The organism is Streptomyces sp. NBC_00490, assembly GCF_036013645.1.
In the GTDB taxonomy this organism is placed as follows: domain Bacteria; phylum Actinomycetota; class Actinomycetes; order Streptomycetales; family Streptomycetaceae; genus Streptomyces; species Streptomyces canus_F.
Genome location: NZ_CP107869.1, coordinates 7,038,999 through 7,052,735, shown reverse-complemented (window position 1 = coordinate 7,052,735; position 13,737 = coordinate 7,038,999). Strand labels below are relative to the sequence as shown.

Genomic DNA, 13,737 nt, shown 5'->3' with positions numbered 1-13,737 from the left:
GGGAACCTACCGTCGACGGTATGACGACTTCGGCCAAGCACCCCGCACCAACGACCGGTTCGCGTCCGCCCCTGCTCACCCGGCCCCTGCTGCTCCGCTTCGTGAGCCTGGTCGGGGCGACCGTCAGCTTCTTCCTGCTGCTGTCGGTCGTCCCCGCCTACGCGGCCGGGTCGGGCGGCGGGGGTGCGGCGGGTCTCGCCACCGGTGCCCTGATGCTCTCCACGGTCCTCGGTGAACTGGTCACTCCCCGGCTGGTCGCACGCTTCGGATACCGGGTCGTCCTGATCGCCGGCCTGTTCCTGCTCGGCGCCCCGGCCCTGGCGCTGACCGCCTCCCGGGACATCGTGTGGATCGTGGCCGTGTGTCTGGTGCGCGGACTGGGCTTCGCGCTCACCATCGTCGCGGGCGGCGCCCTGACGGCGACGCTGATCCCGGCCGAGCGGAGGGGCGAGGGCCTCGCCGTGGTGGGCGTGGTGTCCGGTGTGCCGTCGCTGATCGCGCTGCCGCTCGGGCTGTGGCTGGCGGAGCACGCGGGGTACGGGACCGTCGCGGCCGTCGGCGGCGGTGCCGCGCTCGCCGCGATCGTCTCGGTGTTCGGCCTGCCGGACCGTGGCGCGAGCGCCGAGCGGCCGGTCGGTGTGGTCCGCGGGCTGCGCACCGGTGCCCTGCTGCGCCCCGTCCTCGTCTTCGGCGCCACCGCGACGGCCGCCGGAATCCTGGTCACCTTCCTGCCGTTGGCGGCCGGTTCGGTGTCCTCCTCGGTGATCGCGGCGGCCCTGTTCGCCCAGCCCGCGGCCGCGACCGTCACCCGCTGGCTGGCGGGCCGGCACGGTGACCGGCACGGCAGCGCCGGGCTCGTCCTGCCCGGTCTGCTCCTGTCGGCGGCGGGCCTGCTGGTCACCGCGGCGACCGGCAGCCCGGTGGCCGTCGTCGCGGGATCGGCGCTGTTCGGGGCCGGCTTCGGCATCGCCCAGAACGCCACCCTGACCCTGATGTACGCCCGGGTGTCCGCCTCTTCGTACGGCACGGTCAGCGCGCTGTGGAATCTCGCCTACGACGGTGGCATGGGCGTCGGTGCGGCGGGCTTCGGTGTCCTCGCGGGGCTGACCGGCTATCCGTGGGCGTTCGCTGCGACGGCCGCGCTGATGCTGATCGCGCTGGTCCCGGCGCTGCGCGATCTCCGTCACACTGATTACTGAAAATGATTGTCATCGTGTTAGCGTCGGCGCACTCACCCTTGACCACCCCTTTACCCGGAGGGTTCCGTGCGCCTGCCCGCCCGTCACCTGTTCTCGGCCGCCGTGGCCTCCGCCCTGCTCACCGGCTGTTTCTCCGGTGCCTCCGCCGAGGGTGAGGGCGACGGGGGCGGTGACGGCAAGCGCGTCCGGGTCGCGATGATGCTGCCCCCGCGTTCGGCCCTCTCCCCGCTCTCCGACGACGCGTTCAAGCTGTCCCGCTGGTCGACGGCGGAGACCCTCGTGAAGCTCGACGCCGACGGGGACGCCGAACCCGCGCTCGCCACCGAGTGGCAGCAGTCCGGCAGGACCTGGACGTTCCAGATACGCGACGGCGTCACCTTCCACGACGGCACGAAGCTCGACGCCGAGGCCGTCGTACGCTCGCTCACCACCGCCGCCACCGCCTCCCCCAAGCCCCGCATCCTGGACGGCGTCGACCTGACCGTGAAGACGAAGGACCCGGACACCGTCACCGTCACCACCGCCGACGAGGACCCCCTGGTCCCGCAGCGGCTCAGCTCGCCCCAGCTGTCGGTCCTCGCCGCGAAGGCCTACACCGGGAAGACGGTGAACCCCGTCGGCGCCGGCACCGGCCCCTTCGAGCTCACCGAGGTCGACGGCACCTCCTCCGCCACCCTCGACCGCTACGACGCCTACTGGGGCGGCAAGGCCAAGTCCCCCGGTATCGACGTGAGGTTCGTGCCCGACGGCACCGCCCGGGCCGCCGCCCTGCGCAGCGGTGAGGCCGACATCGTCGAGGCGGTCCCCGTCTCCCAGGCCGCGCTCCTCGACGAGGACCTGATCACCGAGGTCCCGATGCCGCGCACCAACACCCTGTACCTCAACAACGGGAAGGGCGTCTTCAAGGACGCCGCCCTGCGTGCCGCCGCCCGCGAGGCGATCGACGCCGAGTCGATCGTGAAGGGCGTGTACGAGGGACGCGCCGATGTCGCCGAGGGGTTGCTCGGTCCCGCGCTGCCCTGGGCCGCCGAACTGCGGTCGGACGTCAAGCGCACCGCCGCCGCGAAGCCGAAGGGCCGCACCGTGACCATCGGCACCTTCACCGACCGCGCCGAACTCCCCGAGGTCGCCGCCACCCTGCAACAGCAGCTTCAGAAGGCCGGGTTCAAGGTGAAGCTCGATGTCCGCGAGTACGCCAACATCGAGTCCGACGCCCTCGCCGGCGCGTTCGACGCCTTCATCCTGTCCCGAGCGACCGTCCTCGACTCCGGTGACCCGGCCGCCTACCTCTACAGCGACTTCGCCTCCGACGGCTCCTTCAACATCTCCCAGCTCGCCGACGCCCAGGTGGACGCCGCCCTGAGGAAGGCCGGCGGGACCGAGGCCGGCGAGGCCCGGCGCAAGGCCGTCATCGCGGCCGAGGCCGCCGTGCTCGGCACCGACGCGGCCGTCCCGATGCTGCACGAGCGCGTGATCCAGGGTGACGCCGCCGACGTCGTGGACGCCGCGCACGACCCGCGCGAGCGTGAGCTGGTCACGGCCGACACGTACGTCAAGTGAGGCTCGCTTCAAGGCGGTTGCCCACCGCGGCCGGGGTGACCCGGGTCCTGTGCCTGCTCGGGACCGTGACCGCCGTCGGGCTGCTCCCCTGGCTCTCCGGCAGGGACCCGGCGCTCACCGTCCTGCGCGCCCGTTCCGCCGAGCAGGAGCCGACGAAGGAGGCCCTGGACGCCGTACGACAGGATCTCGGCCTCGACACGGGTCCCCTTTCGCTGCTGGGGAGCTGGGCGTCCGAGCTGCTGCACGGGGACCTCGGGACCTCGTGGGTGTCGGGTACCGATGTGCTGGCGTCCGTCGTGTCCGGGCTCCAGGTGTCGCTGGCGCTGATGGGCGCGGCCTTCGCCGTCGCGGTGCTGCTCGCGGGGGCACTGGTCGCGCCCGTGCTGGTACGGGGGCGCAGGTCGGCCGGGGCCTTCGCGGCGATGCTGGCCGCCGTGCCCGAATTCCTGCTGGCCACCGTCGCGTTGCTGCTCTGCGGGGTGTGGCTGGGATGGCTGCCCACCTCCGGCTGGCAGGGTCCGGCGTACATGGTCCTGCCCGCCCTCGCGCTCGGCGTCCCCGCGGGCGGGCTGCTCGGACGGCTGGTCGCGGACGCGCTGCCCGCCGTGCTCGACGAGCGGTGGGTGGAGCTGTGGCGCGGGGCCGGGGTCGGCCGGGCCCGGGTCTGCGCGGCCGCCCTCCGACGCGTACTGCCGCCTCTGGTCCCGCAGTTCGGGATGGCCGCCGTCGGGCTCACCGGGGGCGCGGTCGCCGTGGAGACGGTGTTCGCGGTGCCGGGGATCGGGCGCACGGCGCTGGGGGCCGCCAAGTCGCAGGACCTGCCGCTGCTCCAGGGGGCGGTGCTCGCCCTGCTGCTGCTCGGTCTGGCCGTGGGGGCACTGTCCGCGCTCACCCGGCGCCGGCTGCTGGGTCCGGCCCTGCGGGACGCCTCGCTCACCCTGCCACCCGCCAGGCCGGTCCGTACCCACCCGGCGATCCCCTCGGCCCTGTTCGCCGTCCTCGCCCTGGCGATCGGCTGGGGTCTGCTGCGCGACCCGTACGCGATCGAGACCGCGAACCGGCTGGCCTCTCCCACCGGGGTGCATCCGCTCGGCACCGACGGCCTCGGCCGTGACGTCCTGGCCCGGCTCGGGCACGGCGCCGCCTCCACCGTCGGCACGGCCGCCGCCGTCTGTCTGCTGAGCCTGCTGGTCGCGCTGGTGTTCGGTTTCCTGCCCGGTGTCGCGGCGGGCGCGGCGGACATCGCCAACGCCCTGCCCCCGGTGATCGTCGGCATCCTGGTCGCCGCGGCGGCCGGACCCGGCACGGGCGGTGCGGCCCTCGCGGTTGCCCTGATCTCGTGGCCGCCGCTGGCCGCGCACGCGGCGTCGCTGGTGCAGGAGGTCCGGGCGTCCTCCTTCCTGATGGCCCAACGCGCCATCGGCGCACCGCCCTTGTGGATCCTGACCCGGCACGTCCTGCCCTCGGTCGCCGCGCCCGTCGCCCGGCACGCGCTGCTGCGGCTGCCCGGCATCGCGCTCGCCCTGGCCTCACTGGGCTTCCTGGGCCTGGGCGCCCAGCCACCCGCCCCGGAGTGGGGCCTGCTGCTCGACGAGTCCCGCGCCTATGTCGAACGCGCCCCCTGGGCCGCCCTCGCCCCGGCGGTGGCGCTGGCCCTGCTGGCGGGGCTGGCGGTGTCGGGGGCGTCGTACGCGCAGGGCCGCAGCGGCACGAAAGGCCGGCGAGCCGTGAAGGAGATCCCCGTTGGAGTCTGAGGCACTGCTGTCGGTACGCGATCTGCGGATCGCCTTCGACGGCGTCGAGGTCGTGCGCGGACTGTCCTTCGACATCCGCCCGCGTGAAGTGCTGGCGGTCGTCGGCGAGTCGGGCGCGGGCAAGTCCCTGACCGCCCGGGCGCTGCTGGGCATGCTGCCCAAGGACGCGACGGCGACCGGGACCGTCCGGCCGGACCTCTCGGCCGAGCGCGGCAGCCGCATCGCCCTGGTCCCCCAGGACGCCCTGTCCGCCCTCTCCCCCGTGCACCCGGTGGGCGACCAACTCGCCGCCGCCGTACGGTCGGTGGCCCGCGTCTCCCGCAAGGAGGCCCGGGCGCGCGCGGTCGCGGCACTCGACCGGGTGGGCATCCCGGACGCCGCGCGGCGGGCACGGTCGTATCCGCACGAGTTCTCCGGCGGTATGCGCCAGCGCGCGGTCGTCGCGATGGCCACGATCAACGAACCGGACATCCTGGTCGCCGACGAACCCACCACCGCCCTCGACGAGGAACGCCGCGAGCAGGTGCTCCGGGTCCTCGCCGAGCAGCGGGAGGCGGTCGGCGCCGCGCTCGTCCTGGTCACGCACGACCTGGACGTCGTACGGCGGCACGCGGACCGCGCGCTCGTCATGTACGCCGGCCGGCTGACCGAACTCGGCCCGGCACGGGAGGTGCTGGCCCGTCCCCGGGCCCCGTACACAGCGGGCCTGCTGGCGTCCCTCCCGCAGAACGCCCGAGGGCGCCGTCTGCCCGCCCTCCCCGGCACACCCCCGGCCCCGGGCACGCTTTCGCCGGGCTGCGCCTTCGCCCCGCGCTGCCCGCTCGCCACCGACACCTGCCGCCGCGAGGAACCCGAACCGCGGCGCGTGGAGGGGCGGTTGGTCTCCTGCCACCACTGGGAGAGAGTGTGAGCACACCCCTTCTCGCCGTCCGCGACCTCGTCGTCCGCCACGGTGCCGTGACCGCGGTGGACCGTGTCGGCTTCTCCCTGGAGGCCGGCGAGACCCTCGCCCTGAACGGCCCCTCCGGCTGCGGAAAGTCCTCCACCGCGCTGGCGGTGCTTCAGCTGCGCCGCCCGACCTCCGGCGAAGTCCGCTTCGAGGGCCGGGAGTTGACGACCCTGACGGAACGCGAACTCCGCCCCCTGCGCCCGCGTATGCAGCCCGTCTTCCAGGACCCCTACGGCTCCCTCAGCCCCCGCCACCGCATCCGGGACGCGGTGGCGGAACCGCTGAAGGTCCAGGGCCGCTGGAACGCCTCGTCCGGTCCCGCCCGGGTGGCCGGACTCCTGGACCGGGTCGGCCTCGACCCGTCGTACGGCGACCGGTATCCGCACGAACTCTCCGGCGGCCAGTGCCAACGCGCCGGGATCGCCCGGGCGTTGGCCTCCGAGCCGCGCCTGCTGGTGCTGGACGAGCCGGTGTCGGCGCTGGACCCGTCGGTGCGGGCCGGGGTGCTGAACCTGCTGGCCGACCTCCGGGACGAGCTGGGGCTCGGCTATCTGTTCATCTGCCACGACCGGGCCGTCGTACGGCATTTCGCGGACCGTGTCCTGGAGATGCGGGAGGGACGGATCAGCTCTTGTTGACCCCGGCGATCACCTGGCGCAGCCCCTCGGCGAGCTGTTCCCCGCTGGGCGCGGTCTTCGGATCGAAGTGCCACTGGGCGATGAGCCCCGTCATGAGCGTCACGTAGAACATGCCGAGGGTGTCCGCGGTGTCGTCCGAGACGTCCTCCTCACGCCCACCCATGAGCATCGGCACGAATCCCCGCCCGGCCTCCCGCTGGGCCCGCGCCAAGTAGTCGCGCACCTCGGGCAGTTGGTCGCCCATGACCACGATCTCCATGCTGAGATGCCAGATCGAGCCGGGCTCCCGCATGGTGGCGATGACGTTCGACCACACCTCCTGGAAACGTTCGAGGGAACCGGGTTCGGCATTCATGGCCGTTCCGTCCCCCTCGAAGGCATCGCCCATCCCCTCGGCCAGCGACACGTACGCCTCGGCCAGCAGCGCGTCCTTCGAGCCGTAGTGATAGCCGATCGAGGCGAGGTTGGTCCCCGACTCCTTGACGATGTCGCGCGCCGTCGTGCGCGCGAAGCCCTTCTCCAGCAGGCACCGCTTGGCGCCTTCGAGCAGATCCTCACGGTGTCCCATGCGCTCAACTCTATCTAGACAAGCGATTTATACAAGCGTCATAGACAAGCGTTTAATACATCCGTATAGTCGCCGCCATGACGAACCCGACGAGCACGTCCACCGGCACCCTCGCCGGACGCCGTGAATGGACCGCCCTCACCGTCCTGATGCTTCCGCTGCTCCTGGTCTCGATGGACGTCTCCGTCCTCTACTTCGCGATCCCGTCGATCAGCGCGGACCTGGAGCCGAGCGGCACCCAGCAGCTGTGGATCTTCGACATCTACGCGTTCGTGCTGGCCGGCCTGCTGATGACGATGGGCTCGCTCGGCGACCGTATCGGCCACCGCAGGCTCCTGGTGATCGGCGCCGCCGCCTTCGGCGCCGCCTCGCTGGTGGCGGCGTACGCGAACAGCGCCGAGACCCTGATCGCGGCCCGCGCGGTCCTCGGCATCGGCGGCGCGACCCTGATGCCCTCGACGATGGCCCTGCTGCGCACGATGTTCACCGACCCCGGCCAGCGCGCGAAGGCGATCGGCCTGTGGTCCGGCGTGATGACGGCCGGGATCGCGCTCGGCTCGGTGATGAGCGGGGTCCTGGTCGAGCACTTCTGGTGGGGCTCGGTCTTCCTGGTCAACCTGCCCGCGATGGCCCTGCTGCTGCTCCTCGGCCCGCTGCTGCTCCCCGAGTCGCGGAACCCCTCGCCCGGCCGCTTCGACTGGCTGAGCGTCCCCCTGTCGATGGCCGCCGTGCTCCCCGTGATCTACGGCCTCAAGGAGATCCCCTCGGAGGGCTGGAACGTCCTCTACGTCCTGTCGATCACCGTCGGTCTGCTCTTCGCCGCCCTCTTCGTCCACCGCCAGCGCACCACGGCCGCACCGATGATCGACCCGGCCCTGTTCCGCGGCCGCGGCTTCGCGCCCGCCGTCGCCCTGAACCTCGTCTCGGCGTTCGGGATCCTGGGATCGGCCTACTTCACCACGCAGTACCTGCAGTCGGTGCTCGGCAAGAGCGCGCTGGAGTCAGCCCTGTGGGCCCTGCTGCCGTCGGTGCCGATCGGGGCCGCCGCGCCGATCGCGACCGCGCTCGTCCAGAAGGGCGTCAACCGCGCCTGGGTCGTCACCGCGGGCTTCGCGATCTCGGCGTGCGGCTTCGCGCTGCTGGCACTGGCCGGTACGGACTCGATGTGGCTGGTGCTGGTCTCCTGCGGTGTCCTCGCGGTCGGCGCCGTCACCGTGATGTCCCAGATCATGGACCTCGCGATGGGCACCGCCCCGGTCGAACGGGCGGGCACCGCGTCCTCCCTGATGGAGACCGGCGCGGAGTTCGGCGGCGCGCTGGGGATGGCGGTCCTCGGCTCCATCGGTACGGCCGTCTACCGCCACGACATCCCGGCCTCGGCGCCCGACGTGGCCCACGAGACGCTGGGCGGGGCGCTGGCGGTCGCCGATCAGGTGCCGGGACTGGCGACCGTGGCCCGGGAGGCGTTCACCCACGGGATGCACTGGGCGGCGATCGCGGGGGCGGTGCTGCTGGCGGGCGCGGCGGTGCTGGCCGCGGTGACGCTGCGAGGTGTCGAGGTGCGGGAGCCGGTGAAGGAGCCGGAGCCGGACAAGGTTGCCGCGTAGGACGGAAAAGGCCGGGCGGGCCGAGGAATTCCTCGGCCCGCCCGGCTTTTCGCGTGGTACGTCAGACCAGGTTCACCGCACGGGCCGACGTCGCGCCGATCTCCACCTCGAGCTCGGCCAGGACCGCCGGGGGCACCGTGTCGTCCACCGTCAGGACGGCGAGCGCCTCGCCGCCGGCCACCGAACGGGACACCTGCATACCGGCGATGTTGATGCCGGCCTCGCCGAAGACGCGGCCCACGGTGCCGACGACGCCCGGACGGTCCTCGTACTTGAGGACGACCATGTGGTCGGCGAGGGCCAGGTCGACGTCGTACTCGCCGACCGCGACGATCTTCTGGAGGTGCTTCGGACCGGCCAGCGTGCCGGAGACCGCGACCTCCTCGCCGTTGCCCAGCGTGCCGCGCACGGTGACGACGTTGCGGTGGTCGGCCGACTCCGAGCTGGTCGTCAGGCGCACCTCGACACCGCGCTCCTGCGCGAACAGCGGGGCGTTGACGTACGACACGGTCTCGTCGACGACGTCCTCGAAGACACCCTTGAGGGCGCTGAGCTCCAGCACCTTCACGTCGTGCTGGGTGATCTCGCCGTAGACCTCGACGTCGAGGCGGACCGCGACCTCACCGGCGAGCGCGGTGAAGATCCGGCCGAGGCGCTCGGCGAGCGGCAGACCCGGCTTGACGTCCTCGGCGATGACGCCGCCCTGGACGTTGACCGCGTCCGGGACCAGCTCACCGGCGAGCGCGAGGCGCACGGAGCGGGCGACGGCGATGCCGGCCTTCTCCTGGGCCTCGTCGGTGGAGGCGCCGAGGTGCGGGGTGCAGACGACCTCGTCGAGCTCGAAGAGCGGGGAGTCCGTGCAGGGCTCCTTCGCGTACACGTCGAGGCCGGCGCCGGCGACGCGGCCCTCCTTCAGCGCCGAGAACAGCGCCGTCTCGTCGACGATCCCGCCGCGCGCGGCGTTGACGATGCGCACGCTCGGCTTGACCTTGTGCAGGGCCTCGTCGCCGATGAGACCGAGGGTCTCGGGGGTCTTCGGCAGGTGCACGGTGATGAAGTCGGAGACCTCGAGCAGCTCGTCGAGGGAGAGGACCTTCACGCCCATCTGCGCAGCCCGCGCGGGCTGCACGTAGGGGTCGTAGGCCACGACCTTCATGCCGAAGGCCGACATGCGCTGGGCGACGAGCGCGCCGATGCGGCCGAGGCCGACGACACCGAGGGTCTTCTCGGCCAGCTCGACGCCGGTGTACTTGCTGCGCTTCCACTCGCCGTTCTTCAGCGCGGTGTTGGCCTGCGGGATGTGGCGCGCGGTGGCCAGCAGCAGACCGCAGGCGAGCTCGGCGGCGGTGACGATGTTGGAGGTGGGGGCGTTGACGACCATCACGCCGGCCTTGGTGGCGGCGGAGACGTCGACGTTGTCCAGGCCGACGCCGGCTCGTGCGACGACCTTCAGCTTCTTCGCGGCGGCGATCGCCTCGGCGTCCACCTTGGTGGCGGAGCGGATCAGGATCGCGTCCACGTCGGCGATGGCGGGCAGCAGCTCGGCCCGGTCGGCGCCGTTGCACTGCCGGATCTCGAAGTCCGGGCCAAGCGCGTCCACGGTCGCGGGCGACAGCTCTTCAGCGATGAGTACGACAGGTTTCGAGCTCACGTGAGTCCTCACAAGTCCAATGCGGACGGCCGTCCCGACGGCCGCATGCGGTGGAGGTGGCTAGCCGCGTGGAAGACGCACGACGCTGTGGGCCTGACGCGTATGTAGTACGGCAGTGTAGTGGCGCGGCCGAGAGCGTCTTACGCCTCTACGGAAGGATCACCCGTCCGTGGCCGGACAGGTTGGACAACGGGGCCGGAGCTGTCCGCTCCGGCCCCGCCGGCCGAGGCTTTACGCCTCCTCGTCGACCCAGCTCATCAGCTTGCGCAGCTGCTTGCCGGTGGTCTCCAGCAGGTGCTCGGAGTCCTGCTGCTTGTACTCGTTGTACTTCTTCAGACCGCCGTGGTACTCGGCCATCCACTCACGCGCGAAGGTGCCGTCCTGGATCTCGGCGAGGACCTTCTTCATCTCGGCCTTGGTGGCGTCCGTGATGATGCGGGGACCGGTGACGTAGTCGCCCCACTCGGCGGTCTCGGAGACGGACCAGCGCATCTTCTCCAGGCCGCCCTCGTACATGAGGTCGACGATCAGCTTCAGCTCGTGCAGGCACTCGAAGTACGCGATCTCGGGCTGGTAGCCCGCCTCGGTCAGCGTCTCGAAACCGGCCTTGACCAGCGCGGCCGTACCACCGCAGAGAACGGCCTGCTCGCCGAAGAGGTCGGTCTCGGTCTCCTCGGTGAAGGTCGTCTTGATGACGCCCGCGCGGGTGCCGCCGATGCCCTTGGCGTACGACAGGGCCAGCGCGAAGGCGTTGCCCGTGGCGTCCTGCTCGACGGCCGCGATGCAGGGAACGCCGCGACCCTCCTCGTACTGGCGGCGGACGAGGTGGCCCGGGCCCTTCGGGGCGACCATGCAGACGTCGATGCCGGCCGGGGGCTTGATGAAGTCGAAGCGGATGTTCAGACCGTGGCCGAAGAACAGCGCGTCGCCGTCGTTGAGGTTGTCCTTGATGGACTCCTCGTAGACCTGGGCCTGGATCGGGTCCGGCACCAGGATCATGATGACGTCGGCCTCGGCGGCGGCCTCCGACGGCGTCACCACGCGCAGGCCCTGCTCCTCGGCCTTGGCCTTGGACTTCGAGCCCTCGTGCAGACCCACCCGGACGTCGACACCCGAGTCACGCAGCGACAGCGCGTGGGCGTGGCCCTGGCTGCCGTAACCGATGACCGCGACCTTGCGGCCCTGGATGATGGACAGGTCGGCGTCGGCGTCGTAGAACAGCTCGGCCACTTTGGGTTCTCTCCTTGAGTGCAGGTGTTGCGTCCCACCGTATGACGGCGGGGTGACGTGAAGTTTCGGGGTCTCGCCATACGGGCGGCCGACGACCGCGGCCGCCCGTGTCAAGCGTCAGGCAGATCGGTCGAGGGCGCGCAGTGAGCGGTCGGTGATCGAACGGGCGCCGCGGCCGATGGCGATCGTGCCGGACTGGACGAGCTCCTTGATGCCGAACGGCTCCAGCATCTTGAGCATGGCCTCCAACTTGTCGCTGCCGCCGGTGGCCTCGATGGTGACGGCCTCCGGGGAGACGTCGACGGTCTTGGCGCGGAACAGCTGGACGATCTCGACGATCTGCGAGCGCGTCTCGTTGTCGGCGCGCACCTTCACCAGAACGAGTTCACGCTGGACGGCGCTCGCCGGCTCGAGCTCGACGATCTTGAGCACCTCGACGAGCTTGTTGAGCTGCTTGGTGACCTGCTCGAGGGGCAGCGCCTCGACGCTCACCACGATCGTGATGCGGGAGATGTCGGCGTGCTCGGTGACGCCGACGGCGAGCGAGTCGATGTTGAAGCCGCGGCGGGAGAAGAGCGCGGCGATCCGGGCGAGGATGCCCGGCTTGTTCTCCACCAGGACGGAGAGCGTGTGCTTGGACATGATCTTTTACGTCTCTCTCGCTCAGTCGTCTTCGTTGTCGCCGAAGTCGGGGCGGACGTCCCGGGCGGCCAGGATCTCGTCGTTGGAGGTGCCGGCGGCGACCATCGGCCACACCATCGCGTCCTCGTGGACGATGAAGTCGACGACGACCGGGCGGTCGTTGATGGAGTTCGCCTCTTCGATGACCTTGTCGAGGTCCTCCGGGGACTCGCAGCGGATCGCGTAGCAGCCCATGGCCTCCGACAGCTTCACGAAGTCGGGGACGCGGGTGCCCCTGGCCGCCGGGTTGACGTCGTCGGGGCCGGAGTGCAGCACGGTGTTGGAGTACCGCTGGTTGTAGAAGAGGGTCTGCCACTGGCGGACCATCCCGAGGGCGCCGTTGTTGATGATGGCGACCTTGATCGGGATGTTGTTCAGGGCGCAGGTGGTGAGCTCCTGATTGGTCATCTGGAAGCAGCCGTCGCCGTCGACCGCCCAGACCGTCTGGTCCGGGGCTCCGGCCTTGGCGCCCATCGCGGCCGGGACCGCGTAGCCCATCGTTCCGGCGCCACCGGAGTTCAGCCAGGTCGCGGGCTTCTCGTACTGGATGTAGTGCGCGGCCCACATCTGGTGCTGGCCGACGCCCGCGGCGAAGATCGTGCCCTCCGGCGCGAGTTGGCCGATGCGCTCGATGACCTGCTGCGGGGACAGCGTGCCGTTGCTCGGCTGGTCGTAGCCGAGCGGGTAGGTGTCGCGCCAGCGGTTGAGGTCCTTCCACCAGGCGGTGTAGTCGCCCTGGTGGCCCTCGCTGTGCTCCTTCTGCACGGCCTGGACCAGGTCGGCGATGACCTCGCGGGCATCCCCGACGATCGGCACGTCCGCGGCGCGGTTCTTGCCGATCTCGGCCGGGTCGATGTCGGCGTGGACGATCTTGGCGTACGGGGCGAAGCTGTCCAGCTTGCCCGTGACGCGGTCGTCGAATCGGGCTCCGAGGGCGACGATCAGGTCGGCCTTCTGCAGCGCGGTGACGGCGGTGACCGCACCGTGCATGCCCGGCATTCCCACGTGCAGCGGGTGGCTGTCGGGGAATGCGCCGAGCGCCATCAGTGTGGTGGTGACGGGCGCTCCGGTGAGCTCGGCGAGAACCTTGAGCTCCGCGGTGGCGTGTGCCTTGAGGACACCGCCGCCGACGTAGAGGACGGGCCGCTTGGCGTTGGTGATGAGCTTCGCGGCCTCGCGGATCTGCTTGGCGTGCGGCTTGGTGACGGGCCGGTAGCCGGGCAGGTCCATGGTGGGCGGCCAGGAGAAGGTGGTCCGCGCCTGGAGGGCGTCCTTGGCGATGTCGACCAGGACCGGGCCGGGGCGGCCGGTGGAGGCGATGTGGAACGCCTGCGCGATCACCCGCGGGATGTCCTCGGCCTTGGTGACGAGGAAGTTGTGCTTGGTGATCGGCATCGTGATGCCGACGATGTCCGCCTCCTGGAAGGCGTCCGTGCCGATCGCCTTCGACGCGACCTGCCCGGTGATCGCCACGAGCGGCACCGAGTCCATGTGCGCGTCCGCGATCGGCGTCACCAGGTTGGTGGCACCGGGTCCGGAGGTCGCCATGCAGACGCCGACCTTGCCGGTGGCCTGCGCGTAACCGGTGGCCGCGTGGCCGGCGCCCTGCTCGTGGCGGACCAGGACGTGGCGCACCCGCCGGGAGTCCATCAGCGGGTCGTACGCGGGCAGGATCGCACCGCCGGGAATGCCGAATACCGTCTCGGCGCCGACCTCCTCGAGAGAGCGGATGAGGGACTGCGCGCCCGTGACGTGCTCGGGGGCGGACTGCTGTCCTCCGGATCGGGGCCGCGGCTGCGGATGGGCCCCGGTGGCCTGCTCGGTCATCGTCATTCTCTTCTCGATGCTGAGGGTTTTTGCGAGGTTCGTACGGTGTGATGCTTTTTACGCCTGGTGTCTG

11 protein-coding genes are annotated in these 13,737 nt (G+C 71.3%); 6 read left to right on the top strand and 5 right to left on the bottom strand.

Features of this window, described 5'->3' with window-relative positions; translation table 11 throughout:
- The first annotated feature begins 20 nt into the window (after window positions 1-20).
- From OG381_RS32365 to OG381_RS32345, 5 genes are all read left to right on the top strand, one after another.
- On the top strand, window positions 21-1,199 hold the full coding sequence (locus OG381_RS32365) for an MFS transporter (RefSeq protein WP_327719560.1): 1,179 nt from the start codon (window positions 21-23) through the stop codon (window positions 1,197-1,199).
- A 66-nt stretch (window positions 1,200-1,265) separates the two neighbouring features.
- Window positions 1,266-2,759, top strand: coding sequence for an ABC transporter substrate-binding protein (locus OG381_RS32360; RefSeq protein ID WP_327719559.1), 1,494 nt, complete (start codon window positions 1,266-1,268; stop codon window positions 2,757-2,759).
- A 35-nt stretch (window positions 2,760-2,794) separates the two neighbouring features.
- Complete coding sequence (locus OG381_RS32355) at window positions 2,795-4,513, top strand: ABC transporter permease subunit (protein ID WP_327719558.1); 1,719 nt, start codon at window positions 2,795-2,797, stop codon at window positions 4,511-4,513.
- Window positions 4,503-5,423, top strand: a complete 921-nt coding sequence (locus OG381_RS32350; RefSeq protein ID WP_327719557.1) for an ABC transporter ATP-binding protein — start codon at window positions 4,503-4,505, stop codon at window positions 5,421-5,423. Before OG381_RS32355 ends, OG381_RS32350 begins: the two co-directional genes overlap by 11 nt.
- The gene (locus OG381_RS32345; RefSeq protein WP_327719556.1) at window positions 5,420-6,100 is read left to right on the top strand and encodes a dipeptide/oligopeptide/nickel ABC transporter ATP-binding protein; all 681 of its coding nucleotides are present in this window, start codon (window positions 5,420-5,422) and stop codon (window positions 6,098-6,100) included. The genes OG381_RS32350 and OG381_RS32345 overlap by 4 nt, the downstream gene beginning before the upstream one ends.
- Here the strand turns inward: OG381_RS32345 and OG381_RS32340 are convergent.
- Window positions 6,087-6,668: a TetR/AcrR family transcriptional regulator gene (locus OG381_RS32340; protein ID WP_327719555.1), complete on the bottom strand. Its 582-nt coding sequence runs from the start codon at window positions 6,666-6,668 to the stop codon at window positions 6,087-6,089. The two genes, OG381_RS32345 and OG381_RS32340, sit on opposite strands and share 14 nt — an antisense overlap.
- Before the next feature lie 77 nt (window positions 6,669-6,745).
- Between OG381_RS32340 and OG381_RS32335 the strand changes: the two genes are divergently transcribed.
- Window positions 6,746-8,275: an MFS transporter gene (locus tag OG381_RS32335; RefSeq protein ID WP_327719554.1), complete on the top strand. Its 1,530-nt coding sequence runs from the start codon at window positions 6,746-6,748 to the stop codon at window positions 8,273-8,275.
- Window positions 8,276-8,336: 61 nt separating this feature from the next.
- Here OG381_RS32335 and serA read toward each other — a convergent pair whose 3' ends face one another.
- The 4 genes from serA to OG381_RS32315 all read right to left on the bottom strand — a co-directional run bounded on the left by serA (window position 8,337) and on the right by OG381_RS32315 (window position 13,670).
- Entirely contained in the window at window positions 8,337-9,926 is a 1,590-nt protein-coding gene (gene serA / locus OG381_RS32330) for a phosphoglycerate dehydrogenase (protein WP_327719553.1), read from the bottom strand.
- Window positions 9,927-10,157: 231 nt separating this feature from the next.
- Window positions 10,158-11,156, bottom strand: coding sequence for a ketol-acid reductoisomerase (ilvC, locus tag OG381_RS32325; RefSeq protein ID WP_046261684.1), 999 nt, complete (start codon window positions 11,154-11,156; stop codon window positions 10,158-10,160).
- Window positions 11,157-11,273: 117 nt separating this feature from the next.
- On the bottom strand, window positions 11,274-11,798 hold the full coding sequence (gene ilvN, locus OG381_RS32320) for an acetolactate synthase small subunit (protein WP_266887700.1): 525 nt from the start codon (window positions 11,796-11,798) through the stop codon (window positions 11,274-11,276).
- 21 nt (window positions 11,799-11,819) lie between these two features.
- A complete protein-coding gene (locus tag OG381_RS32315) occupies window positions 11,820-13,670 on the bottom strand; it encodes an acetolactate synthase large subunit (RefSeq protein WP_327719552.1) in 1,851 nt (616 codons plus the stop codon).
- Between the last annotated feature and the right edge of the window lie 67 nt (window positions 13,671-13,737).